The following is a 26,077-nucleotide window of genomic DNA, read 5'->3' as shown; positions in this document are numbered from 1 at the left end:
CCGAATATCGTGTCACCTCATGCGACCTGGGAGTATTCGTGTAGTAGACCACCGAGCCGGTCTCTTCGAGTGACCGGGATGTCGGCGTCGATAGGCTCGGGCAGCGCCTGCAATGGGCTGGCTTGATCCAGCGCACGGTGCGGCCGGTGCTCATTGAAATGGGCCTCGTACTCGGCGAGGATGGCGCGCAGGTGCGCGGCGTTGATGACGAGGATCCGGTCGAGGATCTCGCGGCGTACGCTGCCCACCCAGCGCTCCATGATCACGTTCATCCGGGGAGCCTGTGGAGCAGTGAGCACCACGCGGATGCCCTCCGTTTTGAACACTTCATCGACTCTGCTGGTTAACTCGCGCGGTGTCGGCTGGTTCGTGATCTGATGGCTTTTGCCCTTGATCACGCCCGTGGGAGCAGCCGTCGTCTTTGTCCTGGCTGCGGGATGGATAGAGGTGGCCGTGTCGATGCAGCCGATGCCGTGGCCGGAGTCGGCGCCTGAGGTCGCTGCGGCGATCCGGGCCAGCTTCCGGGGTAAGCGGCAGGTGCCGTTGCCGGTGCGGGTTCGTGATGAATTGGGCGAGGTGTTCGCAGACGAGGCGTTCGTGGGCGAGTTCGGGCGGGAGGGCAGGCCGGGCTGGTCGCCGGGTCGGCTGGCGTTGATCACGGTGTTGCAGCGGGTGGGCAACCTCACCGACCGTCAGGCCGCCGAAGCGGTTGTCACCGATTTGACCTGGAAGTACGCGCTCGGCCTGGACCTGGACGACCCGGGCTTCGACGCCAGCGTGCTGAGTGAGTTCCGAAGCCGGGTGATCGCTCATGAACTGGAGGAGAAGCCGCTGGATCTGCTGCTGTCGGCGTTGCAGGAGCGCGGCATGCTAGCGGCGGGTGGCAAGCAGCGCACCGACTCCACCCATGCGATCTCCGCGGTGCGAGATGTGAACCGGGTGGAACTGGCCGGGGAATGCGTGCGGGCCGCGTTGGAGGCGCTGGCGGTGGCCGCGCCCGGCTGGGTGCAACAGGTGCTGGAGGTGCCCGGCTGGGCTGAGCGCTATGAGCTGCGGGTCGATTCCTGGCGGATGCCCATCTTCAAGTCCAAACAGGAAGAACTGGCGCGCGTATACGGGGCGGACGGGTATGCGCTGGTCGAAGCCGTGTATGCGCCGTTCTCCCCGGCCTGGCTGCGGCACCTGCCGGCCGTCGATGTGCTGCGCGTGATGCTGATCCAGCACTATGTCCGCAGCACCGACCGGCGGGGACGGCAGGTGATCAAACGGCGGCAGGACCTCGACCAGGGTGGCGAGGGCCTGCCGCCGGGCAGATATCGGCTGGCCTCCCCTTACGACCTCGACACCCGCTGGGCGGCCAAGGGCAGTGAGCTGATGTGGAACGGCTACAAGGTGCACATCAGCGAAACCTGGCACCCCGCCGCCGACGCCCAGGCCGGAACCGACAGCACCGGCGCCGGCACGAGGCCGCCGAACCTGATCACGAACGTGGCCACAACCGACGCCCTCGTGCCCGACACGGCGATGACCGAGGTCATTCACCAGCACCTGGCCCGGCGCGGGCTGCTGCCCGCCGAGCATTACCTGGATGCCGGCTACTCCTCCGCTGAACTGATCGTCCAGGCCCGTGAGCTGCATCAGATGGCGCTGATCACCCCATTGCGGAGCGACACCTCCGTGCAGGCCCGCACGCGCAACGGCTATGACCGCACCGCCTTCACCATCGACTGGGACCGTCGGCAGGTCACCTGCCCGCAAGGACAGAGGAGCACCTCCTGGACACCCTGCCGGCAAAAGGAACAGCCGATGATCGTCGCCGCCTTCCCGCTCAGCACCTGCCGCCCCTGCCCCGTCCGGGCACCAGCGCCCAGCGCAGCGGCCGCCACCTCACCCTGCACCCCCCGCGCGATCCCGGAAACCCTCGATGCCGCCCGCGCCGAACAGGCCACCCCCGCCTGGCACGACCGATACGCCCTCCGATGCGGCATCGAAGCCACCATCCACCAAGCCGTCACCAGCACCGGACTGCGCCGCGCCCGCTATCGCGGCATCAAGAAAGTCCGCCTCGAACACCTCGTCTCCGCCATCGCCGTCAACCTGATCCCGCTGAACGCCTGGTGGAACGGCCGCCCACTGGAACGCAAACGCACCAGCCGCCTGGCCCTCGAACCAGCCCTGACCGCCTAAAAATGAGTTAACCAGCAGAGTCTTCATCGAACAGAGCGGTGAATTTGCTGTCCCGGTCTCTGATCAAGAATCGGAAGTCGCCGGTTCGATCGCCCAGGTCGAGCAGGAGGTTGCGGGCCTGCTGGGCAACCCGGACGGCGGTCGGGTGCGCCGTGACCCCCAGCACGTGGACACGGCGAGTGGCGTGCCCGACCACTGTGAAACAGTACAGCCGGGCGAGTGTGATCGTCTCCACCTGGAAGAAGTCAGCGGCCAGGCGCAGCACCAAGGCTCGGATGGTGGGCCGGGGCGACGGTCGCCCCGGCTCGCGCTTGGGATAGGTCCACCGTCCCTTCACGAGCTCGGCATGCCACCGCAGAAGCATCCGTGGTGTGACGAACAGGTGGTGTCGGCGGCGTCGGGGCAGGAGCCGCGCCAGCGCGGAAAGGATCGCTCGGTCGGCCCACGATGGCCGGGGAGCGGCGACCTGGCGACGAAGGACCGCGAGCTGGTGGCGCAGTACGAGGATCTCGATGTCTTTCGACGTCTGCGGCAAGGCGTACGGCCCCGCCCCCGGCGACGAGTGGCGCAACGTCGAGAGCCAAAACGGCTGCAGGGAATCTAACAGGTTCGGCGGGCTCGGCGACTTCTACCGGTTGGACGCAGGAGCCGACTTCGGCAGGCTTGAGATTCGCCGCGAGGATCAGGTCCGGCCGCAGAAGGCGGTGGACTACCTGGGAGAGCCGATCGACGATCGGCCGTGGCTGCGCATTGGAGATGCCGACGAGCAGGCGCTGCTCATGGACACCGCTCCGGTGAGGTCATGATCTACTACGGCTTCTACTTCAAATACGGCTGGGAGTCGGGGATCATCCTTGTCTGCGCCGACGTGCCAGAGCTCATCGACACCGTGGCGCTCGGTCAGAGGTATCCGCCGATCTTTGGCCCGAAGCAGAAGTAATCGGAGCCCTGGTGGCAGGACGACCCGTGGTACGCCTACCTCCTTGAAACCGGCATGCTCCCCAGCGAGGAGGCCCTGTGACCGACAGGGTGCCGAAGGGGTGAACGTACGGGGCGTCCTGGTGCACCGATACGGTGGAGTGCTTCGGCGGCACCGCGTCCATAACCCTGCCCGGCGGCTCGCCTTCACGTAGGCGTAGATGCCGTCCCAGTCGGCTTCCCTGCGCCGCTATGGAAGCGGTGAAGTTGCGCTGCTGCAGGGCTGCCGGAAGATCTCCAGCGCGGTGCCAGGCCGCGAAGGGGTTGTCGAAGACGTACCGGCTGCCTTCGAGAGCGGTGGAGCACAGCGTGGCGGCGAGCTCGACGGCGATGTCGTCGAGGTCCATTGTCACCCACACGATCATGGTCTCCTCCATGGCGCGGAGCCGCCCGGCTCCCATAGCGGAAGCCGGGCGGCTACGGGTGGAAAGTCAGCCGATCAGGACCGGAACCGTGCCTGTCACGATGCGGTGGTCAGAGCAGGCACTCTCGGGGATGCCCGTGCAGGTGGTGGGGATGGCCAGGGCATTGCCGATATACGATCCGGCGATCCGATCCTCCCTGACGAAGATCAGGTCGACTTTCGAGCGCGGTTCGACGGCGGCGCACGGGGACGGGTCCGCGGGTATCGCGTTCGCGGTCCAGGCGCCGTACCCGTGGCACGCAGCGGGATCGTTGTCGTCCATCTCCCGGTAGTGCCCGGTGTTGTTGCCGTTGTTCACGGTGTTCAGTGAGCTTGAGTACCAGTTGTTCAGCCGGCCGTAGTCCGGTTGCGCGTTGAAGTCTCCCGCGATGACGACCGTCTGGCCGTCCGCGCGATAGGCCTCCATCTGGTCCAGCACGAAGTTCAGCTGGTTCTCGTTGTGCTTCTTGCCGTTGTCGGCGAGGGCGTTGCTCGTGGTGATGTGCGTGGTGCAGAACCTCGCGCCTGGGGTGGTCAGCAGTCCGGCGCACAGGAGGTTCCGCTGCTCGCGCGTGCCGTCCCGCGGCAGCGTGAACCGGCTCGCCGGTGAGAGCGGCTGCTTGCTGAAGATCGCGTTGCCGTAGTCCTCGTTGCCGTCGCACACCCCCTCGGTGGGCCCGAGGATGGTGGCGAACCGGGAGTAGTTGGTCGAGTCGTTGGGCCACCCCGCCGTTCTGAGCGCGCCCTGGAGCGCCTTGTACTGACCCCAGCAGAGTTCGTTGAAGGCGACCAGATGCGCGTCGCTGTTGAGAATGGAGCTGACGGCCACGGAGACCAGTCCGTCGGTCGTCGAACCGTGGTGCATCTTGTTGCCCGCGACATTCCACTGCCAGACGTTGAATGCCGTCGGGGCCGACGCCGTGGCGCTCGACGGGAGCGCGATCAGCGCCGCGCAGAGCGCGATGAGAAGCGCGCTGCGTAAGTGCTTGCGTGGATGCACACTGACTCCTTAGCCGGTCGGGGCGCCGTTGGAGGCGATGTCGATCACGGTGCGGTCGTCGTAGGTCCGCCGTTCGGTCTTGACGAGGTGCAGATCGGCGTCGAGCACGGGGAAGAGGTGCACCGGCGTCAGCGTCAGACGTGCCGTGCGATCCTTCCTGTGATCGCGGTTGATGTCGATCTCCAGGTGGCCGTAGTGCTTGCCCCCTGAGGTCAGCCGCGGCGTCTCCCCGGCTTTCTCCCAGGTCTCGGGCTCGCTCTGGTCGGCCGTCCAGCGGCTGAAGGCGTTGTAGCCCAGGAGCGGGCTGTCCAGTGTCGACCCGTCGCGGCGAACGCCGCGCAGACCGTCGCCGGACACGCCGACGTCGTAGTAGTGAACGCCCGTGCCGTCGCCGTCACCGTCGACGAAACTTCGCTCGAACATCTCGCTGTGACCGGAGATCACGGCTGCCACGCCGTACCGCTCGAACAGCTCGTGGTAGACCCGCATGGGGGTGCCTCCCTGGCCGGAGGTGAGGGCGTGGTTCATCGGCAGGCCGTGTTCGCCGCTGCTGTAAGGCGCGTGATGGAACTGCACGAGGACGATCTGACCCGCGGCGCGGGCGGCCCGCAACTGCTCCTCCGCCCAAGCCCACTGCGGGCTGCCGGGGTTGAAGGCGGACAGGTCGCGTCCACCGGCGGCCTCGTACTCGGCACGGGTGAAGTTCTCCTGCGTGTCGGTCCCCGGGCCGGCGTACTGACGGCCGGTCAGCTTCTCCTCGGGTGGGTAGGCGGTGGCTCGGTCGTCCGGCTCACCGTTGTTGCTGTCCAGCGTGAGCACCGTGACGGGTCCGTAGTCGACGCGGTAGTAGTTGTCGCGGTGTGCGGTCGTGCCGTTGCCGGGGGCGTCGAAATAGGCGTGGTACTTCGCGCGGGATCGCACGACCGGCGTGCGGTCCTGGGGCGTGCCGTACCCGCCGTTGAGCGCGCCGAAGCTCTCCCAGTTTCCGAAGGCGGGCAGGATCGGGACGCCGGTCAGCAGGTCGCCGCTCTCGCCCGCGGTATGGCGGAAGAACTCATCCCAGCCTGGCTGGTATCCGCCGCCCTGGACGAGATCGCCGGTGAGGAGCACCGCGTCCGGCGCGCGGCTCTTCACGGTCGCCAGGTTGACGCGCAACCCCTCGTCCTCGGTGAGGGGGTAGCGCAGGACCCGAGTGCCCAGCAGGGTCGTGGTGCCATAGGTGCGATCCCAGATCGATCCGGGGTCGGCGGACGGACGTTGCGTGCTTCCGGTCGCGAGCGCGCCTGGCGACCACTCCCGCCGTAGCACGCGGCCACGCGGCTCGGTCTCGGAGTCGGACATCGCGATCAGCCTGATGTGGTTCCAGCGATCCTTCGCCGGCGCGGTCCGGAAAGTGCCGCGGTGCGTTGCTCCGCCCTGGTCCACGGTGTAGTGGTAGCGGCTGCCCGGCCGCAGGCTGTCGATCCTGATGGTGTGCTTGTGGTTGCCCTGCCCTCGCAGCCACGATCCCTTGCCCAGGCCCGGGATCTCCTCGGCGAGCTCAAGGTCCGTGTAGGCCAGCTCGGGTCGTGGATCCCCGGCGATCTCGTAGGTTCTCGGGCCGCGGATGCCTGGCCCGAACACGGTCAGCCGCCCCGGCCGGCCGTCTTCGGTGAACCACGTCAGCGTGATGCCTGAGGAGTTCGGGCTCTGCAGGTAGGGGAGGATGCGGAACTCCGAGAGTGGCCGCGCGGCCGCGGCGGGGGAGGGGAGGACACCGATGTGCAGCAGGCCCGTCATCAGCGCCATGGTCGCGCAGGCCGTCTTCCTCTTGCGCATCGTGGCTCCTCAGTGCCGCAGCTTCACGTCGCCGACCACGATGCGGTGATCGGAGTACGGGGTGGTGATGACCCAGCCGGAGTTGGCGTCGACCTTGAAGTGGCGGTGGTCGACGAAGATGAAGTCGATCCTCCGGTTGCTCTGATAAGGCCGGTTGTAGTCGTCGGGGAGACCGTCGGCGCCCATGGTCCACTCGCCCTGACGGTGCGGGCAACTCTCCGTCCCGAGCACCCACTCGCGAATGTTGCCGCGCCAGCGCGGGTCCTCGCCGTCGACCTCGTTGAAGACGCCCTGGCCGCCGCACTTGGCGTAGAAGTGGTCGAGCGAGGGGAGGAAGGGCAGTTCGTTCAGGTCTCCGAGCAAGGCGACCGGCATCCGCCGGGCCATCGGGGTGATGGTATCCGCGATCAGCTTCGCCTGGGCGTAGTTGATCGAGCGTCCATAGTAGGGGTCGGCGGCGATGTCAGGATCGTTGGGGAAGCTCGTCTCGTTGATGATGACCAGGGGAACTTCGGTGTGCGTCACGCAGGCGCGGACGACGGCCGCGTGCGGCACGTCGATGTCACCGCAGACGAGTTTGCGGTACCTCTCGCGGTAGTGGTAGCCGATGTCCAGGTAGGGAGTGTCACCGAACATCACGGGCTTGGACGCGTGCTTGCTCAGCAGTCCCATGACGTACCAGCCGCCGGGGTTCACGACCGGGTCGTAGCAGTTGGGGATGTTGTAGTTGGTCACGACGACGTGCTCGGAGAGCTTCTCGTAGCCCGGCTTGGCCTTCAGCCGGTCCCGCAACGCCACCCACTGCGTGTAGCACATCTCGTTGAGGCCGATGATCTCGGCCTTCTGCTCGGCGATCTTGGCCACCGTGTCGTCTACCGGCGCGCCGGTGCTGCCCTTGTTGAACCCGTTGCCGGCGAAGTTGAAGTCGAGCATCCGGATCTTCCGGTCGCCATGCGTGGCTGAGGGCGGGGCGCTGGCATCGGCGGCGAGGGGCGTCGTCAGGAGCAGGGCGACGGCCGCGGCGACCGCCATGATGGGACGTCTCATGATCACCCTCCAGGGTGAAGACGATGACCGGCATTCCTGTATAGACCGGTATTTTGCGCGGAACGTAACACTGCGGTGGAAGGCGTGACAAGAGGTGCGGAGGAGACCGTGCGTGTCCGCTGTGGGCGAGTGCGTGGGGTCAGCGGGTGGATGACCTGCTGACATGCATCCGGATGGCGTAGCGGTCGCCCCGATAGAGTGACCGGCCGAATTCCACGACGTTGCCCATGGTGTCCACGGCTGTGCGCTCCACGAGAAGGGCGGGGTCGTAATCCGGCACTTGGAGCCGCTTCGCCTCCGCGGGGCTGAGCCGGGCGATCGAGACGGTCTGCTCGGCGGTCTGCAGGCGGACGCCGAACACCGTGCCCAGCACCTCGTACAGGGAGTCGTCCCGCCCCATCTCGGTCAGCAGGGTAGGGAAGCGCTCGGCCGGCAGGTTCGTGCGCTCGAGGGCCATGGGGACGCCGTCCGCGGTGCGTACCCGCTCGATGGAGTGGATCGGGTCGCCCGGCGCGAGGCCGAGGTGCGCGGCCACGTCGCGCGGCGCCGGCCGCGTGCGGCTCCGGTAACTCTTCGCGCCGGGCTCCATGCCGCGCATGCGCATGTCCTCGCTGAACGAGTGAAAGATCTCCGAGCGGACCAGCGCCGGGTGCTGCACGAACGTGCCACGGCCCGCCACGCGGCGGACCAGGCCCTGGGACTCCAGCTCGACCATCGCGTTGCGCACGGTCATCCTGGCCGCCGCGAAGCGTTCGGCCAGGACCCGCTCGGACGGCAGCAACTCGCCGTCGCGTGACTCCAGCACCAGCGCCGTCAGGACGTCCTTGATGTGCTTGCCTTTCGGTTGCCCCTCGTCGGCCGTGAAGACCTCTGGCGCGACATTCCGGGGTTCGTGTCGCGGCCTTGGCACCCGCTGGCTCCTTAACTGTCGCGTCAGACGCCCCATCTTACGAGCAGTTCCGTGCCTAAGGGTGGCCGGGGCGAGGCATTGACATTCGGTCTATACCAGTATTAGCGTCCGCGCCATGGTGCGATCAACCGATCCAGGGAGACCCGAATGCTTCGCACTCGTCCCGGCGTGGTGGCCGTCTTCGCCCTGCTGACTCTCGGACTCACGGCGTGCGCGCCGAGTGCCCCCGAAAGCTCCAGTGGAGCTGCGCAGCAGGTCACCCTCGATGTCTGGGGTTGGCGTCAGGAGGACGTGGCCGCCTACAAGAAGATCTTCAAGGCCTACGAGGACGCCCATCCAGGCGTGAAGGTGAAGTATGTGCCCTACAAATCCACGGAGTACGACACCATCCTTCGCACAGGTCTCGCAGACGCCAACGGCCCCGACGTCGCGCAACTGCGCTCGTACGGCCTGCTCCAGCCACTCGTCGCCGCGGGCAGCCTGGTTCCCCTCGAAGGCGAGGTCAAGGAACTCCGCGCGTTTCCCGAGACGGTCCTGGACGGCGCACGTGGCGTGAGTGACAAGCGGGTCTACGGCGTGCCGTTCGCCATCCAGACCCTGCACGTCATCTACAACAAGGCCATATTCAGCAAGCACGGCCTCGCCCCACCGACGACCTGGGAGTCGATGACCGCGGCCTTCGACAAGCTGAAGGCCGCGGAGGTCGTCCCGCTCGCGGCCACGGTGACCGACACCTGGATGCTCCCGGTCCAGCAAGAGATCTTCGGCGCCACCACGTACGGGGGCTACGACTATCTGAAGCAGATGCTGGCCGGCCAGGCCAAGTTCACCGACCGCCCGTGGGTGGACTCGCTGACGACCTGGAAGGGCACGAGCAAGTACTGGGGCCCTCAGTTCGAGGGCACGAGCTACACCGACGCCCAGGCCCTGTTCACCTCCGGAAAGGCGGCGATGTTCCCGGGCGGGATCTGGGAGCTCGCGGCCTTCGCGAAGGCAGACCCCGGGCTGGAGATGGGCATCTTCAACGTGCCCGCGGCACCTGGCGCCGCGGCCACCGAGACCCTCGTTCCCGGCTTCGTCGACGGTTCGTTCGGCGTCTCGGCCAAAACGCCTGACAAGGCAGCGGCTCTGGACCTGGTCCGCTGGATGGCCTCCGCGGAGTTCGGGAAGGCCTTCTCCAAGGAACTGCGCCAGATCTCCGCGGTCCCCGATGTCGCGCCGGAGGACCCCCTTCTCGCACAGGCGCTCACCGCGTACACGGCCAACCCCAGCCCGTATGTCACCTACGCGTACTTCTCCGGAGGCACGCCGACCGCTTGGGACCTGGCGTCGGAATCGCTGTCGAAACTCGTCCTCGGCCGTTCCACCGCCGAGCAGGCGGCCAAGCACGTTCAGCAGGGTATTGACCAGTGGTTCAAGCCGACGCAGTGAAACCGGTCTCGCGGTCGCCGGCGCGTGGACGAGGGGGCTATCGCACCAACCGTGTCGCCTGGCGCTGGTTAGCGGCGTTCTGCTTGCCCGCGCTCGTGCTCTACGGGCTGTTCGTCGTCGTCCCCCTCGTGACCGCGTTCTACTACGGACTCTTCCGATGGGAAGGCATCCGCCAGACGGAGTTCGTCGGCCTCGGCAACTACGGCCAGGTGCTGACCCGTTATCCGCTGAGCGAGGAGATCCCCGCCGCTCTGTGGCACAACGCGCTCTTCTTCGCGGGCACCATGGCCATCCAGAACACCATCGGTCTCGGGCTCGCCGTCCTGCTCTACCGCAACCCCCGCGGCAAGCGGTTCTTCCAGACGGTCTTCTCCCTCCCATACCTGATCAGCCCGCTGATCGTCGGATACATCTGGTCGCTGCTGCTCAGCCCGGCCTTCGGCCCGATCAACTTCATGTTGCGCACGGCCGGGCTGGAGTCGTGGGCGCGACCGTGGCTGGGCGAGCCGGACACCGCGCTGCCCGTCCTCATCCTCGTCAACGCGTGGCAGTGGGTCGGCGGTCCCATGCTGATCTTCCTCGCCGCGCTGGGAGGCGTCCCGCGCGAGCTGGAAGAGGCGGCGGCCATGGACGGCGCGTCGGCTTTGCGGACCTTCTGGAGCGTGCGCTTCCCGCTGCTCATGCCCGCGGTGGGGGTCATCACGGTGCTGACGTTCATCGGCTGCTTCAACATCTTCGATTTGGTGTACGCCCTGGGCGGATCAGACGGTGGCCCCGGAGGCGCGATGGACGTGCTGGGCCTGCTCTACTACCGGACAGCCTTCGAAGGCGGCACGAACGCGATCGGTGAATCCTCCGCCATCGCCATGATGATCTTCGCCGTCGTCTTCGGGATCTCCGTCGTCCTGGAACGCTTTCTGCGCCGGCGGGAGGTGGCCCGGTGAACAGACGGGTGGCGCCGATCGGCGCTCAGCTCATGTTGTGGACGTACGCCGCGATCGCCTTCGGGCCGCTCGTCCTGGTGGTGCTCGGATCGTTCCGCTCCAACCCCGACATCCTGCGGACACCCGTGGGCCTGCCGGATTCGCTGGACCCGGCCAACTATCTCCGCGCCTGGGAGACCGCCTCGATCTCGACCTACTTCAGCAATTCGATCCTGGTCACGGTGGTCGCCGTCGCCCTGTGCGTGGCGGTGTCGGCGATGGCCGCCTATGCCCTGTCACGCTGGCGCTTCCGTGGCCGTGCGGTGCTGACGGCGTTCTTCCTGTCCGGTTTGATGATCCCGGCCAAACTCGGGCTGTTGCCCGTGTTCTACATGTTTCAGTCCATGGGACTGATCGACACCCGGCTCGGCCTGATCCTCCTCTACGCGGCGAGCGGCGTGCCGTTCTCGATCTTCGTGATCATGGGATTCATGCGTGGCCTGCCGGACGAACTGGAGGAGGCCGCCCGCCTGGACGGTGCGGGGGAGGGGCGGTTGTTCGTGTCGGTCGCGCTGCCTCTCATGCGGCCCGCGCTGGCCGTGGTCACGGTGTTCCAGTTCGCGCCCACGTGGAACGACTTCTTCTATCCGCTCGTCCTGTTGAGGGACAGTGACAAGTACACCGTCCCGGTGGGACTGACCCGCTTCTTCGGCGAGTTCGCCACCGATCGGGCGGCGCTCTTCGCCGGTCTGGTGATCGCGCTCGTGCCGCTCGCCCTGGTCTTCGCCTTCGCCACCAAGCAGATCATCGCCGGGCTGACGGCAGGGATGTCCCGGTGAGCACACACCAGACCGTTGTCTGCGTCGACGGCGGCAAATCCGAACTGCGCCTGCTGGTGACCGATGGGGTTCGCCGTGAGTACGGCGTTGGACCAGGTCTGACCTATCACCCCCACGAGGACGGTGTCGCCCGCATCCTCGACAGCGTCAAATACGCCGCGGCAGGCCTGGTACAGCCCCCGGCCCCGGCGGCCGTGGTCGCGGGCCTCACCACGGTGCCGGGCGATCCAGCTCAGCTGCGCCTGCTCGCCCGGGGCTTGGAAGAGCTCTTCGGCGGCCCTGCGCTGGTGGTGGAGGACGGCTTGCTGGCGCACGCCGGCGCGCTCGCCGGGGCGGGCACGGTGATCTGCGCGGGCACGGGCACCACGGTGCTGGGCATCGGAACGTCGGGCCGAAGGGTCAAGGTCGACGGCTGGGGTCCTGTCCTCGGTGACCGCGGCAGTGCGTACGCCGTCGGCCTGGCGGGCATGCGCGCGGCCACGGCAGCGCTCGACGGCACCGGACCGGCCACCCCGCTCGCCGAGCTGTTGACGCGTGAGCTCGGTGGCACCGACCTGCCGAGCCTGCAGGCGTTCTATCGCGACGCCGAACCGGTCGCGCGCATCGCGGGCTTCGCCCGCGCCGTCCTGGAGTCGGCCGATCGCGACGATGTGGCACGCGCGATCTGCGACGAGGCCGCGGAGCATCTCGCCGCGGCCGCGGCGAAGGCGGTCGCCCGGCTGCCGGACGCGGGCAGCCGGGTCTCGTGGAGCGGCCGGTTGCTCGAGCCCGGCGAGGTTCTGCACGCGAGGCTGGCTGCCGCGCTCGCCGGTCGCGGGCTGGCCCTGCTCCCGCCAGTGGCGGGTCCGCTGGAGGGCGGGACGGTGCTCCTGCGGCAGGAAGAGCCTTACCGATCATTGTTGCGTACCGAAAACTGAGGTCGAAGATGAGAGTTGGACACGGCGTCGATTGCCTGCGGATCGTTGCCGGCGAGGCGATGGGGGGATATGCCGACCGCCTACACGGGCTGTCCGGCGTTCTCGATCCCCTTGAGGTCCACGCCGTCACCTTCACGGACGGGCAGCACAGGTTCGCCCTCATCGTGGCGGACCTGGTCTGTGTGAACAGCGACGTCGTGGAACGAATCCGAGCCAGTGCGAGGGGCATGGGGATCGACTCGTGCTGGGTCGCGGCGACTCATACCCATTCCGGACCGGAAGCGGGCTGTAGCCCGGGCGGTGCCCCGTCACCTCCAGAGCTCTCCGAGCGCCTGGAGTCAGCCGCGATGCGCGCCACCTCCGCGGCGCTCGCGGACGAACGGGACGCCACGCTTCACACCAGCCGCGTACGGATTTCGGATCTTGCCAGCCGTCGCCACCTCCCGGAGTTGCGAGCGATCGACATACCGGTGGACGTGCTCGTGGTGAGCTCGGAGGGCCAGGTCGCGGGGATGATCGTGATCTCGCCCGTGCATCCCACGGTTCTCCCGTACGACAACCACAGCGCCAGCGCCGATCTCAGCGGAGGCATCAGGCGCGCGCTGCGCACCCCCACACGCTGGGTGGTGGCAGCCACCGGCCCCGCTGGAGACATCAGCACCAGGCACACCCGGCGTGGACGCGATGAGCACGAGATCGACCGGCTCGGCGCACTCGTGGCCGATCGTCTCCGCGGCAGAGTGCTTCCTGCGGACGCGCCGGGAAGCATGACCCTCATTCCTCCGGTGTCGGCAAGCGTCCGGCTCGCGGCGAAGCAGCCGGCAGAGGCGGTGATCCCGGGCGACGGCGGCGTCACCAGCGGGCGCAGTCTGAGCGTCCTCGAACAGGGACGGCGAATCGCACGTGATCTGATGGCTCGCGACCACTCCCATCCCTATGAGATCGAGGTGCAGGTGCTCGCTCTGGGCGCGGTCACGCTGGTGGCCGTGCCCGGCGAGCTGTTCCTGGAGTTGGGCGAGAGGATCCGAGCCGGGGCGGCGGCGCCGGGCATCGACGTCGTCGTCCTGGGCTACGCCAACGGCTATCTCGGCTATCTGCCGAGCCGTGACACGCCGACGAGCTACGAGACCCTGGTCAGCCCGGTCGCCAAGGGAAGCGGCGAACTCGTCGTGGCGGCCGCGATCGACGCGGCGGCGGAACTCATGAACCGGAGGAGAGGCGATGACCGCATCTGAGTTCGCGGCGCAGGCCCCGGCCCTGATGAGCCGGGTCCTGGACACGCAGATGCCCGCGATACAGGAGGCTGCTGCCTTGGTGGCCGACTCGCTGGCCGCGGGAGGTGTCCTGCAATCCTTCGCCACCGGACACTCGAGAGTCGTGGCCCTCGAACTCACCGGACGCGCCGGCGGGCTCGCGCCCGCGGGCATGCTGAGCGTCAAGGACCTGGTGATGTTCGGCGGAGTGGATCCGAAGGAGATTCTGGACCCGACCTACGAACGGGTTCCGGGTCTCGCCGAGCGGATCTACGAGCTAGCGCGACCCCACCCGAGCGACCCCTTCCTGATCGTGTCGAACTCCGGCGTGAACGCGGCCATCGTGGAGATGGCGCACCTGGCACGCGAACGGGGACACCGCGTGGTCGCCATCACCTCCCTCGCGCATACCCGCTCACCGTCGGCGCGGCACACTGCCGGTCCTCACCTGGCCGATCTCGCTGACATAGTGATCGACAACCTCGCTCCCGCTGGAGACGCGAGCGTGGAGCTGGCGCCGGGAATCCGGGTTGGAGCAGTCTCTTCGTTGACGGGTGTGCTCATCGCCCAGGTGCTCACCGAACTCGTGTGCCGCCGCCTGCTGGATCGGGGAGCCGAGGTGCCGGTGTTCGTGTCCGCCAATCTCGCTGCCGGTGACAAGGATAACGCGACGCTTTGGGAGCGGTACCGCAGTCGAGTGCGCTCCGTGGAACCTTGATGAGCAGCTACGTGGATCCTCCGCCCTGCCGGCACCGGCCGCGATTGGCTGACCTGAGTCCCAGGCGAGGAGACCGCCGCCACGATCGACTGGATCGAGGACCACTGCAGCGACCCGTCCGCTGGTCACCGCCGATCCCACCGGCGCGACAGCCGCCGTGGTGCACGACGGCCGCCTGGAGCTCCTCGACGGGACCGGTCGGGTCAACGGGCGACGCGACGGCGTAACCGCCGCATTGGCCAACTGGTCACCGTGAACCCCGAGGGCGAGGTCCGCTGCTCCGTCCCCTGAGGCCCTGGTGATCGCCTTCGTCCTCGGCTGGACGGCGCGACTCGTTAGGCTGCGTCACAGTGAGATCGCTAGCGGTGAGCTGAGAGGTGACGGTTGACTGGGGAAGCGGCGCGACTGCTGGTGCGCTTCGGCCGCCGGTACGCCGCCGCCGTGCGCTTGGCGACGCTCGTTCCGATCTGCGCGATCGCCCTGTTCCGCGCTCCTCCCGAGCACTTGACGAGCACCGCGTACGTGGTCGGGATCGCAGCCGCCTGGACCTGCGGGTACGCGTGGTGGCTGCGCTTCGGCCAGGGACGCATGCCGGTCGTCCTCGACGTGGTCGTCCTGCTAGGACTGTTCGCGAGCGTCTTCTGGACCGGCGCCGTCGAGGACAGGAACACCGGGTGGCTGCGACTTCTGGTCACTTTCGCCTGTGTGACGTGCCAGTGGCACACTCTGCCGCTGGCGGGCGGCGCGGCGGCGCTGGCCGCAGGGGGTGGGGCGGTGGCTTTCCTCACCGCGGCGGGAGCGGCGGACGTGGACGCGACCCTGGTCAGTGGGACGATGTGGGCGATCCCGGCGGCCGCGCTGTCCAGAGCGGCTTGGGTGCTCGTTCAGCGCGCGGCGCAACGGGCCGACCGCATGGCGGCCGAGGCCGTACGGGCGCGCGGCGAGTCGCTGGTGGCCGCGGCAGTCCGTGCGGAGGAACGCGAGCTCGGCAACTCGTTGCACGACACGGCGGCGACGACCCTGCTGATGGTCGGCATCGGACAGGTGCATTCGGACGCGGACTGGCTGGCGCCACAGGCGCGCCGCGATCTGGACAGGCTTCACTCCGACAGCAGGCGGACCCCGCAGCACGCGGACCTCGTCGACCTGCTGCGTGCCGACCTAGACGCCACGCATCTGACCGTGGAGTTCGACGCCCCCGCGCGGTTGCCGCTTCCGTTCAACGTCGCCAGGGCGATCGCCGACTCGGCGCGGGAAACCCTCACCAACGTACGCCGCCACGCGGGCACGACGCGCGCGACCGTCCGGCTGCGCGGGGACGAGAGAACGCTGTGCCTCGACATCGCCGACCAGGGGAAGGGATTTTCGCCGACGGACGTGCCGGCCACCCGGCGCGGCATACGCGAGTCCGTACGCGGCAGGATGAGTCGCGTCGGCGGCACGGCCACGATCATCTCCGCCGAGGGAGAGGGCACCCTGGTACGGCTGGAATGGCGGGCCGGCCATGACTGACGCCGTCGAGGAGGCGACGCGAGCGCAGTTGCGGCACGGCCTGCGGATCGCGACGTTGATCGTCGCCATGGCGATCGTGTTCGGGCTCGGGCTGGCCAACCTGCTCGGCCACCGGGATGTCCACGAGTCACTGAGTACACAGCTGGCCGCCTTCGCGGCGCTGGGGACCGTGCTCGTCGGCGAGGCCGTACTGCTCGTCCGGGGGCGTTCGTGGGGCCGGCTGCGTAGGCCCGCCATCGCCGTCGTGCTTGGCGCGTCCGTACTGTCGTACGCGGCCCTGCCGGAGGGACGCACGTCGACGGGCGTGGACTGGATTTTCGGCGCGGCCAACTGGGTGGGCATCGTCGTGCTGCTCGACCGTCCGCTGCGGGCGGCGGCGGCGTTCTTGCTGGCCCACGAGCTTGTTGCCCTGCTCCACCTGGTCCTGTTCGACAACCTCAGCCGGGGGGCGCTGGCCAGGTTCGCCACCGGCTCGGTGTCCGTGATCGGCTTTCCGCTGTGCCTGGCCGTGGTGGCGGCCGTTCTGCTTCGTCTCAGTGCGGCGGCGGCGAACTCCCAGAGGGAGATCGAGCAGGTGCGCATCGCCGAGGCCGTCGCCGCGGAGTCCCACCGTCGCAGGCAGCAGCGGTTCGCCGAGCTGTCGGCCACCACAGTCCCGCTCCTGGAAGGGCTCGCGGACGGCTCGTTGCGTCCCGAGGACCCGGTGGTCCAGCGGCGTTGCGCCATCGAGGCGGCCCGGATGCGCAGACTGTTTGCCGAGGCCGACAATGTCGCGAATCCCCTGCTGCACGAGCTGCGCCATTGCATCGACGTGGCGGACCGTAAGGGCGTCGTGGTGGAGCTGGACACCCGCGGCCAGTGGCCCGAGCCGCCCCTGGCCGTACGGCGCGATCTCACCGAGGCGGTGCTCATCGTCCTCGCCACCACCGTCTCCTGGGCACGGGTCACCGTCATCGGCGGTGCTGACCTGGTGTCGGTGAGCGTGGTCGCGGACTGCGGTGAGATGAACATGCCGAGCCCGGCCACACCCGGCGTGCAGGTCGAGGCATTGAACAACGACGACACAGTCTGGGTGGAGGCCCGATGGCAGCGGACGAGCTGATCACGGTGGTGATCGTGGACGATCATGCGGCCATCGCCGCAGGTGTGCGTTCCTGGTGCTCCCAAGCCGTGCCACCGATCGATCTCATCGACGCCGGGGACCGGCTCGCCGATGTCTGGACCGGACCCGGCGCCGTCGCCGACGTGGTGATCTTCGATCTGGAGCTCGTGCCGCGCCGACCGGACTTCGGTGAGCTTCGCAGGCTGGTCGACAACGGCAGGCGCGTGATCGTGTACTCCCAGCACACCGACAATGCGACCGCGATCAAATGCATCGACCTTGGCGCCCTCGCCTATCTGACCAAGCGTGAGGGGCCCGATCACCTGGTGCCCGCCATCCGCGCGGCCGCGAGTGGTGAGCCCTACACCGCGCCGTCGCTGTCCGGGGCGTTCATCGCCCATGACGATCCTGGTCGGCCGCGCCTGTCCCAGCGCGAAACCGAGGTGCTACGGGCGTGGTTCGTGTCCTCGTCCAAGGAACTCGTCGCCGCGAAGCTCAACATCACGGTCAAGACCGTCGACACCTATATCGCGCGGGTGCGGGTGAAGTACGCCAACGTGGGGCGGGCCGCTCGTACCAAGAGCGAGCTCGTCGGCCGCGCGCTCGACGACGGGCTCATCACGCTCGCCGAGCTCAACCAAACGGTGACCTCCTTGTAGGGCGTTCACCGGACACCGGCGCGTCCTGGGCCTTCATAGAGTGACGATCAGTCGCGGGGAGGCCGCGCGAACATCCCCTGCGGTGGGCAGTGGGGTATCAGGAACGAATGTGAAAGCGGTGGAAAGGTTTCCTGTCTCGCAGTCGACCTTGTGCGACGGGCGTGCACATGACTGCTCATGCATCCAGTGAGGATTCGTACGCGCGGGGACGTACACCAGCACCCAAACGGGGGCTGGCGGTGGCGTTGACAACGACCGCGCCGCCGCGTGGCTATGACGCCGTTCCGGCCTGAGCCGTCCGCCAGACGCTACGGGCCCGCCTGATCGTCGGGATTGTGCGCGGCGCTTGAGCGTTCGCGCCTCGCGTCCACTCACCGGGCAGAGCAGCCGCTGCCCCGGCTTGGCTGCCCTGCTCCCGCATGCAGGTGTCACCTTCCACTCGCGTCGGCTATCCAATATGACAAGGAGAGCCCTGATGGGACTGGAGATCAAAATCCTGGGGCCGTGGGTGGCCACGGCGGACGGTGCGCCGGTGCGAGTTTCCGGCGAGCGGCGAGTCGGGGTTTTGACCAGGCTGGCACTGAGCGCTGGGCAGCCGGTCCCCGCGGACGAACTCCTCGCCCAGGTGTGGGGCCAGAGCACGGCGACGACAGCCGGCAAGCAACTGCACATCGTGGTGTCCAAGCTGCGGAGCTTGCTCTCGCCACACGAAGACGACGAAATCATCGCGACCGTCTCCGGCGGGTACCAGCTGAACCTCGCGTGTGAGCGCATCGACGCCCACCTGTTCACGCTCCTGGCCCGCCGGGCACGAGCCGCGCGAAATCACGGCGAGGTCGCGACGGCCGACGCGCTGTTCCAACGGGCCCTGGCGCTGTGGCGGGGTAACGCGCTGGCCGGCATTACCGCCTTGTGGGCTCAGGTCGAGTCCGCCCGGCTGGAGGAAGCACACCTGACCACGCTGGAGGACCACATCGACCTGCGCCTCGCAGCTGGTGATCATCACGCGGTGGTGCCGATGCTCACCGCACATGCCGGGGCCCAACCGCTGCGGGAACGTCCCCGGTCCCAGCTGATGCTGGCGCTGTACCGGGCGGGCCGGTCATCCGAAGCCCTTGCGGTGTACCAGGAGACTCGCCGCATCATGGCCGACGAACTGGGCATCGAACCAGGAGCGGCGTTGCGCCGGATGCAGCAGGCGGTGCTGTGGCAGGATCCCGCACTTCACCTCACCTCGCCGGCGCAGCGGACCACGCTCGCCAAGCCCGTCGTCCCGATCGAGCTCCCCGCCGGCACGCGGGCGTTCACCGCCCGTACCGCGGAAATCGCCTGGCTGCACCAGATGCTCACCGACACCGTGCCCGGGCTGCCGACCGTCGCCGCGATCCACGGTCCCGGCGGGATCGGCAAGTCCGCGCTGGCCATCCACGTCGCGCACGCCGTCGCCGATCGCTTCACCGACGGCGTTCTCTACCTCGACCTGCGCGCCGCCACCGCCGGCTGCCAGCCGCTATCGCCGTTGGAGGCCCTGAGCCGGCTGCTGCGCTCGCTTGGGCTGGACAGCACCGCCGTACCGACCACCCTGGACGAGGCCATCGCCCGCTATCGATCACTTACCTCGACGCGCAAACTGCTCGTCATCCTCGACGACGCCCTCGACGCGAGCCAGGTCCGGCCGCTCATTCCCGCCGGGCCCTCGTGCGCGGTCATCGTCACCAGCCGCCTGGTCATGGCTTCACTCGACAACACCAGCCATCTGCGGCTGACCGGCCTCGCCGACGCCGACGCCGCCGCCCTGTTCGCCGGCATCACGGATTCCGGCCGGGTCCGGGCCGAGCCGGAGGCGGCTCAGCAGATCGTTCGGCAGTGCAGCGGTCTTCCTCTCGCGCTGCGCATCGCGGCGGCGCGCCTGGCTGCCCAGCCCGATCGTACGCTGACTCATCTGGCCGATCAGCTCGCCGACCCCGACCGCCGCCTTGACGCTCTGGAACACGCCGACCTGGCGATCCGCGACAGCATCGCGGTCAGCCTCCAGCACCTCCCCGGAGAACCCGTGGGTCACGACGCCGCACACGCGTTCCTCCTGCTCGGCCTCCTGGAAACCCCCACCCACACTGCCGCTGCCGTGTCCGCGGTCGCCGACTGGCCGGAACACCGCGCGGAAACGGCGCTCAACCACCTCGTGGACGCCGGCTTTCTCGAACCCGCCGGGCCAGGCCGCTACCGGATGCACGACCTGATCTGTCTCTATGCCCGCGAGCAAGCCGCCCGTCACGTGCCTGAACCCGTGTGCATCAGGGCCACTCGCCGCACGTTCCATCACGGGATGCTGGGACTATTTCCTCAGCGAACAACGCTAAGGACTCTCAGCAGCTCAGCACAGGTGTGCTGCCAAGTGCCACGAGAGTGTCAGCGAGCATCGCCGCGAGACGTCAGTGACTCCCGCCACGAAAGTGTCAGCTGCGGATTGGCCCCCCTGTAGGGCTCGAATATTCGATTCATGCGCTGACCTGCAGTCCTTGGCAGGCTTGCAGATCTTGATCGTTACCGCATGAGCGGTTGCTCAAACCGGGGGAGCTGGAGATCCAGCGTGTCTATCGAACCCGCAGGTCGGACGCTGTGGCTGAGTAGTCGAGCCGCACACCATGCTGCGCGTAGCAAGGCACGCCACCGCAGTCAGGCGAAAGAGGAACTTGCCGACCAAGGGCGACAAGCCACGTGCGTTATGAGGTCTTATCCCTGCGCTGTCGCCAGGCGTCCGGCTCCGTCAGTACCACAGCGAGCGGTAGCGGTTCGTCAGCGATCGGAATGGACAGCTGACCTTGAGCAGTGCCGTTCATGCTGGTCGAGGTGGCCCACCACTGAGCGGTGATGACAGCTGGCGCAGGTGCCTCGACCACCAGCACGATCGGGTCCAGGCGGACCCGGTGATGGGGGCGCAGGTGCACGGCTGGGAAGGTGATGGTGGTCGACCGGCCGTTGTCGATATGCGGCATCGGAGGACGTGGCGCATTGCCCGGCATCGTGGTGAAGGGGGACACCCGGGCAATCGAGCCAAGGCCGGAGGAAATGCCTCCGTCGAGCAGTGAAACTGTTCGCGGGCCGTAGGGCCGAGGTGGATTCGGAAGGTTGACGAAGCTGTCGTTGGCCGCCATCGACGCCTGCGTACGGGGCCGGACAGCATGGACATTCCCGGGCACGTACAGGCGCACCTCGACCTCGGCCAGGTTGGCCGTCAGGAGATTGTGCAGCTCAAATTCGATGGGGGTCACGTGCGCGGCCGCACCGGGCAGTAGCGCCTGGCGCCAGCCGGCGGCGAGATGCAGATAGGCGCCGACTTGCTCGCGGTACTTCTGCGGTGTGCGATCTTCGGGCATGTACCTGACCAGCCCTTGTCCCACTAGTCCTTTGCCGAACGGCCTGCTCGCTGGTGTCGACCGGCCGGACCGGCGCTCCAGCCCGCATGACCACGTCAACCTCGACCTGCTGAGCTGCGCGACGTAGCCGCTCACCCAGCGCATCGATCTCGTGGGCCCTGGCCGGCCGGGTGGCTCCGTTTCCGCGGACGAAGACGGTGCCTTCAGCTACTCCACCAAGTTCTTTACGCATGCAGAAGATGGGATCGCCCCATCGTGGCGGTTCGACATCGATGATGAAAACCTGTGCCGTACCGGTCGGCAGCGTGACGGTGACGTAGGTGGGGCGCCAGCGCGGTCCCGGACTCCCTAGGTAAGGGGTGAGCCCCTTGTCCAAGTCGACCACGTCGACGGGGGTGATTCCGTCCGCCGCTCCCGGGCAGATGCCCGCTACGAAGTAGGCGTGGCCGCCGGTGAAGCGCTCGGCCACGTCGGGCATGCGGTTGGCGAAGCCGATGATGGCGCGGGCGATGTGATGCCAGCCGTGCTTACTGGTCAGATCCAGGGTCGACTTCCATTCCAGCCACCAACTCTCGTCTGCGGCGCTGGCCTGGAAGATGGCCTCTGCCAGGCCCACGAAGTCCGCGGGGCGCACGGGTGGAGAGCTGATGTCGAAATTCAACGCCATGGTGCCTCGCTTCGCCGCGATGTGGTGCGATCCAGGATGCCGTACAGCACCGACAGACAAACCCAAACACATGCCCCAGCCATGGGTTCAATCAGCGCACTGTCTGGTCTCGTCGGCGGCGTGCGGCGCGGGTCTCGGCGTCGGCGACCTTGTCGTCCAGCAGCGCGTACAACTGCGTCGTCTCGGTGGAGGCATGGCCAAGTCGGCGGCGCACGGCCTCGATGGACACGCCGGTGTTGATGAGCTCGGCGGCGTGGGCGTGGCGCAGCTGGTGAATGTCGATCTCGACTTTCGCGGCGGCGCAGTAGATCTGCCAGCGGTGGTGGGCGGCGTTGTAGGACAGCGGCCCGCCGCAGCCGTTGATGGAGGCGCGGAACAGCGGCCCCGCGGTGTAGCCGGCGGGGGTCAGGTAGAGCTTGAGCAGGGCGACGTAGCCGCGATCGTCCAGCAGCACGCTGCCACCCTTGCCGTGGATTCGGACGTGCTCATCGTCCAGGCGCAGATCCAGGTCCTCGACGTAAAGGCCCCAGACTTCGGAGGCGCGGGCGCCGCACACGTAGGCGGTCTCGAACAGCACCCGATCCCGCAGCCGGTCCAGCGGCGTCTCCTTGCGCGGCCGCCGCGAGCAGATCACCGCCAGCACCTTGGCGACATCGGCCGCCGCGCGTAGTCGCATGCCAGGACCCTGAACCTCGACCTTACAGAACCCGCCGGGCTGACGCGGGACAAGATCGCCCTCACCACCTGGCGGCTACTCAACGATTGAATGATCCTTCCCCGGGAGGGACACTCGTGGCAGGCTTTTACCCCCCGAGGAGATCCGATGCTCGCAGAGGCTCTGTCCGCTCTGGCCGCCACCGCAGCCACCACCCTGGTGGGCGCGATGGCCACAGACGGATGGGAGAGCGCCAAGTCGGGCTTCTCTCGCCTGTTTTCCAGGCGCGGCCAGGCCGAACTGGACAGGATCGACGCCCAGCTCGACACCAACGCGGGCCGGGTGGCGCGGAAGGACGAAGACCGGGTTCGCCAGGCGCTGATCGGCGTGTGGCAGCTGGAGGTCGAGGATCTGCTCGAAGAGCATCCGGAGCTGGCCGGCGAGCTGCGCGACCTGGTGACCGAGCTGCAGGCCGGGCTCCCCGAGAAGTCGATGACGTGGGTGCAGAACAACATCGCCCGCGACCACGGCAGGATCTTCGCCGCGCAGGGTGGCAACGTCATCATCCACGGCGACATCGACGACCCGGCTCGGTGAACGAGCCGCTCTTCCAGCAGACGGTCCAGGCCGAGGCCGGCTTCGCGTACGGCGTCATTGGCGCGGACCTGCACGTCTTCCAGGACGCGGGTCCCGTCTACACGCTGATCGAGCGGGCAGGACCACCGGCCGTGGACGCCGCCTGGCTGCTCGAACAGCCCAGCAGGCTGCTCGACGCCCGCTACGAGGTCGTCGCCTTCGACGGGCGCGAGGCTGAACTTGCCGACCTGACCTCGTGGCTGGAGGGGCCGCAGCTGGCGGCGCGCTGGTTGCACGGCCCGGGCGGCCAGGGCAAGACCCGCCTGGTGTCCGCGTTGGCCGACCTTGCGGCTGAGCGCGGCTGGAAGGTCGTGACCGCCGTCCACCGTGCCGTCCCCTCTCCCGGCAGCCAGGACCTGCTCCCCGGGGCGGCGCCCGGCCTGCTGCTGATCGTCGACTACGCGGATCGGTGGCCCCTGTCCCACCTGAGCTGGCTGTTCGCCAACGCGCTGCTGCACACTCCTCGAAGCGCGCGGGTGCTGCTGGTGGCCAGGTCGGTGCGGTCCTGGCCGGCGCTGCGTGCCGTACTGACCGAACATGGCGCGCGAACCGGCGACCTACCGCTCGGACCGCTGCCCCGGACGGCGACCGACCGTGAACGGGTGTTCGCCGCCGCTCACGACTGCTTCTGCGAACGGTACGGCCTGGCCGTACCGGATGCGGTTGCCCCGCCTCGCCTCGATGGCCCCGGATTCGAGCTCGTGCTGACCCTGCACATGGCCGCCCTGGTATCCGTCGACGCGCGTGCCAGAGGCGTCAGCCCGCCCGGCGATCCGTCGGAGTTCTCCGCCTACCTGCTCGACCGCGAACGCCGCCACTGGACAGAGCTGCATGGCAACCAGGCCCTGTCGACACCTCCGCAGGTGATGGCCAGGACGGTGTTCACCGCTGTCCTGACCGGCGCCCAGAGCTACGAGGCGGCGGCAGGGGTGCTGGGCGGGCTGGGCCTGCCGGGGCACCCGCACGAGCTGATCGACGATCATGCCGTCTGCTACCCGCCGGCCGAGCCGGATCGGGTCCTGGAACCGCTCTACCCCGACAGGCTGGCGGAGGACCTGCTGGCGCTGGCCCTGCCCGGCCACGCGGCCGGCGGCGGCGCCGACCCGTGGACGCCGGGCGCGACCGCCGGGCTGCTGGCCCATGACGGCGACCCACCCGCCTACGCGGGACGGGCCATCACCTTTCTCGCCTCGTCGGCCACGAGGTGGCCGCACGTCGGCAAGAGCCTGGCCGACGTCCTTTCCGCGGATCCGGCCCTGGCGCTGGCTGGAGGTGGAGCGGCGCTCACCGCGCTCGCCGAGGTACCGGGCCTCGATCCGGCGGTGCTCGACGCGGTCGAGAGGCTCTTCCCCGAGCGCAGGAACATCGACCTCGACGCTGGAATCGCTGCCGTCGCCGAGCGCGTCGTCGCCCACCGCCTGGCCACCGGCGTCGACCCGGCCATGCGAGCTGATCTCCACGCCACTCTCGCGCGCCGCCTGCTGGTCGTCGACCGCACGCAGGACGCGGTCACCCACGAGGAGCGGGCGATCGAGGGCTACCGCGCCCTCGTGGGAGAGGACCCGGCGCGGTTCACGGGCCCCTTGGCCATCAACCTGAACAACCTCGCCAACCTACTCATAGGCACCGATCGCGACGAGGAGGCCATGTCGGCCGTGGAGGAAGCGGTGGACCTGCTCCGCGGCCTCGACGACCCGTTCAACCTGGCGATGGCACTGGGCAACCGCGCGATGCTCGCCTACCAGCTGGACAGGAACAGCGAGGCGATCGAGTCGGCGCAGGAGGCCGTGCAGAACCACCGGCTGGCCGCGGCCGCCGACCCCGACGACCTCGACTTCCAGGGCGGCCTGGCCATGGCCCTGGGCAATCTCGCGTACCTGCGGATGACGCTGAAGCGGGACGAGGAGCAGGCGATCGAAGCCTCGCAGGAGGCGGTGACGCTGAGCAGGCGGCTGGCCGAGGCGGACTCTGACGCGTTCGGGCACCGGGTGGCGGCGATGCTCGGCACGCACGCCGTCCAGCTGTTCACCGTGGGACGCCACGACGATGGGGTGCGGGCCGCGATTGAGGCCGTGGCGCTGGCGCGTGAGACCGTCGCCAGACACCCGATCCGCTCCTTCCAGTCAGCGCTGGCCAGGAACGTGGTGAGCGTGATGGGCATGTACCAGCGGCTGGAACGGTGGGAGGAGGCCCTCGCCATCGGCCAGGAGCACCTGGTCGCCGTCCGAGACTTCGGCGGTCCCCTGCTCACCAACGTGCTAGCCGGGATGGCGACCATATTCACCGCGCTGGGCAGGCAGGAGGAGGCCCTGCCCTACGCGCGGGAAACAGCGGAGCGGCTGCGCGCGGCCGTCACGGAGGCGGATCCGGCCGATCCGGACGCAGAGGCAGCGGCCAGGCTGGAGCTGGCGCAAATGCTCAGCCAGTTCGTCACACTGCTGGTCGCGCTGCGCAGGAAGAAGGAGGCCGTGGCCGCGGCCGGCGAGAGGGTCGCGCTCTACGAACGGCTCGTCCAGGACGTCGGCGTGCTTAGAGCGGTGATCGACCTGCATCTGGCCCGCGAGCAACTGGCCAGTGTCCAGGGCAAGCGCAGGCGTGCTGCGGCCGAGGCACGGGAAGCGGCGCGGCTGCAGGACCAGATCGACAACATGTTCCCCAACCTGTTCGCGAACCTCCTCGGCCTTGGCCAGGACGAACCGCGAAGGCACGCCATGGACCTGCGCACCAAGGTCAACCTGGTGACTGCGCCCGCGCTGGGGGCGGTCGCCTTCGTCCTCAGCTTGACGGCCGGGAGGGGGCCACTGGAGGCGACGCTCAGCGGGGTTGCGGTGGCGGTCCTGTTCTGGCTAGCCCGGCTACGTCCTCGAGGATGAGGCTGGCGCGGCTTCACGACCTTCGCAGGTCGGCCTGCATGTTGAAACGGATGTTCTGGCGACGTCGTTCTCTGCGTGGCCCGCCTGGTCACCTGGAGAGCGAAGCCGAGGCGGTGGTGCCCCGCGCCGTTCGGTGACCAGCGCCGGTCCGCGTCGTCCAGGAAGAACAACC

At 68.3% G+C, this 26,077-nt stretch carries 23 protein-coding genes; 15 read left to right on the top strand and 8 right to left on the bottom strand.

The annotated features are described in order from the left end of the window. Positions 1-17 precede the first annotated feature (17 nt). Positions 18-398, bottom strand: coding sequence for an integrase core domain-containing protein (locus ACIHFD_RS35985; RefSeq protein ID WP_397370760.1), 381 nt, complete (start codon positions 396-398; stop codon positions 18-20). Between ACIHFD_RS35985 and ACIHFD_RS35980 the strand changes: the two genes are divergently transcribed. Next, positions 391-2,187: a transposase gene (locus ACIHFD_RS35980; protein ID WP_397370759.1), complete on the top strand. Its 1,797-nt coding sequence runs from the start codon at positions 391-393 to the stop codon at positions 2,185-2,187. The genes ACIHFD_RS35985 and ACIHFD_RS35980 overlap by 8 nt on opposite strands. 7 nt (positions 2,188-2,194) lie before the next feature. Here ACIHFD_RS35980 and ACIHFD_RS35975 read toward each other — a convergent pair whose 3' ends face one another. Next, positions 2,195-2,455, bottom strand: coding sequence for a hypothetical protein (locus ACIHFD_RS35975; protein WP_397370758.1), 261 nt, complete (start codon positions 2,453-2,455; stop codon positions 2,195-2,197). 244 nt (positions 2,456-2,699) lie between these two features. Between ACIHFD_RS35975 and ACIHFD_RS35970 the strand changes: the two genes are divergently transcribed. Both ACIHFD_RS35970 and ACIHFD_RS35965 read left to right on the top strand, forming a co-directional pair. Beyond that, positions 2,700-2,993, top strand: coding sequence for a hypothetical protein (locus tag ACIHFD_RS35970; protein ID WP_397370757.1), 294 nt, complete (start codon positions 2,700-2,702; stop codon positions 2,991-2,993). After that, entirely contained in the window at positions 2,990-3,127 is a 138-nt protein-coding gene (locus tag ACIHFD_RS35965; protein WP_397370756.1) for a hypothetical protein, read from the top strand. Before ACIHFD_RS35970 ends, ACIHFD_RS35965 begins: the two co-directional genes overlap by 4 nt. 469 nt (positions 3,128-3,596) lie before the next feature. On the opposite strand, the gene ACIHFD_RS35960 is transcribed toward ACIHFD_RS35965, so the two are convergent. The 4 genes from ACIHFD_RS35960 to ACIHFD_RS35945 all read right to left on the bottom strand — a co-directional run bounded on the left by ACIHFD_RS35960 (position 3,597) and on the right by ACIHFD_RS35945 (position 8,343). Next, positions 3,597-4,568: an endonuclease/exonuclease/phosphatase family protein gene (locus ACIHFD_RS35960; protein WP_397370755.1), complete on the bottom strand. Its 972-nt coding sequence runs from the start codon at positions 4,566-4,568 to the stop codon at positions 3,597-3,599. A 9-nt stretch (positions 4,569-4,577) separates the two neighbouring features. After that, the gene (locus ACIHFD_RS35955) at positions 4,578-6,386 is read right to left on the bottom strand and encodes a metallophosphoesterase (RefSeq protein WP_397370754.1); all 1,809 of its coding nucleotides are present in this window, start codon (positions 6,384-6,386) and stop codon (positions 4,578-4,580) included. Positions 6,387-6,395: 9 nt separating this feature from the next. Beyond that, positions 6,396-7,433 carry an endonuclease/exonuclease/phosphatase family protein gene (locus ACIHFD_RS35950; protein WP_397370753.1) on the bottom strand — a complete coding sequence of 346 codons (1,038 nt, stop codon included), beginning with the start codon at positions 7,431-7,433 and terminating at the stop codon, positions 6,396-6,398. Between the two features lie 139 nt (positions 7,434-7,572). Next, on the bottom strand, positions 7,573-8,343 hold the full coding sequence (locus ACIHFD_RS35945; RefSeq protein ID WP_397370752.1) for a GntR family transcriptional regulator: 771 nt from the start codon (positions 8,341-8,343) through the stop codon (positions 7,573-7,575). 147 nt (positions 8,344-8,490) lie between these two features. Between ACIHFD_RS35945 and ACIHFD_RS35940 the strand changes: the two genes are divergently transcribed. The 10 genes from ACIHFD_RS35940 (at position 8,491) to ACIHFD_RS35895 (ending at position 20,179) form a co-directional block, all read left to right on the top strand. Continuing rightward, the gene (locus ACIHFD_RS35940; RefSeq protein ID WP_397370751.1) at positions 8,491-9,774 is read left to right on the top strand and encodes an ABC transporter substrate-binding protein; all 1,284 of its coding nucleotides are present in this window, start codon (positions 8,491-8,493) and stop codon (positions 9,772-9,774) included. Positions 9,775-9,857: 83 nt separating this feature from the next. Further along, complete coding sequence (locus tag ACIHFD_RS35935) at positions 9,858-10,718, top strand: carbohydrate ABC transporter permease (protein ID WP_397370750.1); 861 nt, start codon at positions 9,858-9,860, stop codon at positions 10,716-10,718. Beyond that, positions 10,715-11,536 carry a carbohydrate ABC transporter permease gene (locus ACIHFD_RS35930; RefSeq protein WP_397370749.1) on the top strand — a complete coding sequence of 274 codons (822 nt, stop codon included), beginning with the start codon at positions 10,715-10,717 and terminating at the stop codon, positions 11,534-11,536. Before ACIHFD_RS35935 ends, ACIHFD_RS35930 begins: the two co-directional genes overlap by 4 nt. Beyond that, a complete protein-coding gene (locus ACIHFD_RS35925; protein ID WP_397370748.1) occupies positions 11,533-12,453 on the top strand; it encodes a BadF/BadG/BcrA/BcrD ATPase family protein in 921 nt (306 codons plus the stop codon). The genes ACIHFD_RS35930 and ACIHFD_RS35925 overlap by 4 nt, the downstream gene beginning before the upstream one ends. Positions 12,454-12,617: 164 nt before the next feature. Then, entirely contained in the window at positions 12,618-13,688 is a 1,071-nt protein-coding gene (locus ACIHFD_RS35920; RefSeq protein WP_397370747.1) for a hypothetical protein, read from the top strand. Further along, positions 13,675-14,424 carry a sugar isomerase domain-containing protein gene (locus tag ACIHFD_RS35915; RefSeq protein ID WP_397370746.1) on the top strand — a complete coding sequence of 250 codons (750 nt, stop codon included), beginning with the start codon at positions 13,675-13,677 and terminating at the stop codon, positions 14,422-14,424. The genes ACIHFD_RS35920 and ACIHFD_RS35915 overlap by 14 nt, the downstream gene beginning before the upstream one ends. 384 nt (positions 14,425-14,808) lie before the next feature. Continuing rightward, positions 14,809-15,936 carry a sensor histidine kinase gene (locus tag ACIHFD_RS35910; protein WP_397370745.1) on the top strand — a complete coding sequence of 376 codons (1,128 nt, stop codon included), beginning with the start codon at positions 14,809-14,811 and terminating at the stop codon, positions 15,934-15,936. Beyond that, positions 15,929-17,038, top strand: a complete 1,110-nt coding sequence (locus ACIHFD_RS35905; protein WP_397370744.1) for a hypothetical protein — start codon at positions 15,929-15,931, stop codon at positions 17,036-17,038. Before ACIHFD_RS35910 ends, ACIHFD_RS35905 begins: the two co-directional genes overlap by 8 nt. Beyond that, positions 17,020-17,697 (top strand): response regulator, encoded by a 678-nt coding sequence (locus ACIHFD_RS35900; RefSeq protein ID WP_397370743.1) that lies wholly within the window; start codon positions 17,020-17,022, stop codon positions 17,695-17,697. The genes ACIHFD_RS35905 and ACIHFD_RS35900 overlap by 19 nt, the downstream gene beginning before the upstream one ends. A 508-nt stretch (positions 17,698-18,205) precedes the next feature. Continuing rightward, positions 18,206-20,179 carry a BTAD domain-containing putative transcriptional regulator gene (locus ACIHFD_RS35895; RefSeq protein WP_397370742.1) on the top strand — a complete coding sequence of 658 codons (1,974 nt, stop codon included), beginning with the start codon at positions 18,206-18,208 and terminating at the stop codon, positions 20,177-20,179. A 241-nt stretch (positions 20,180-20,420) separates the two neighbouring features. On the opposite strand, the gene ACIHFD_RS35890 is transcribed toward ACIHFD_RS35895, so the two are convergent. Then, on the bottom strand, positions 20,421-21,074 hold the full coding sequence (locus ACIHFD_RS35890) for a hypothetical protein (protein WP_397370741.1): 654 nt from the start codon (positions 21,072-21,074) through the stop codon (positions 20,421-20,423). A 758-nt stretch (positions 21,075-21,832) separates the two neighbouring features. Next, positions 21,833-22,417: a tyrosine-type recombinase/integrase gene (locus ACIHFD_RS35885; protein ID WP_397370740.1), complete on the bottom strand. Its 585-nt coding sequence runs from the start codon at positions 22,415-22,417 to the stop codon at positions 21,833-21,835. 147 nt (positions 22,418-22,564) lie between these two features. Between ACIHFD_RS35885 and ACIHFD_RS35880 the strand changes: the two genes are divergently transcribed. After that, positions 22,565-22,993, top strand: coding sequence for a hypothetical protein (locus ACIHFD_RS35880; protein WP_397370739.1), 429 nt, complete (start codon positions 22,565-22,567; stop codon positions 22,991-22,993). Beyond that, positions 22,990-25,905, top strand: a complete 2,916-nt coding sequence (locus tag ACIHFD_RS35875) for a hypothetical protein (RefSeq protein WP_397370738.1) — start codon at positions 22,990-22,992, stop codon at positions 25,903-25,905. Before ACIHFD_RS35880 ends, ACIHFD_RS35875 begins: the two co-directional genes overlap by 4 nt. The last annotated feature ends 172 nt before the right edge of the window (positions 25,906-26,077 follow it).

The organism is Nonomuraea sp. NPDC051941 (assembly GCF_044593615.1).
This window is presented reverse-complemented; position numbering and strand designations above follow the sequence as displayed.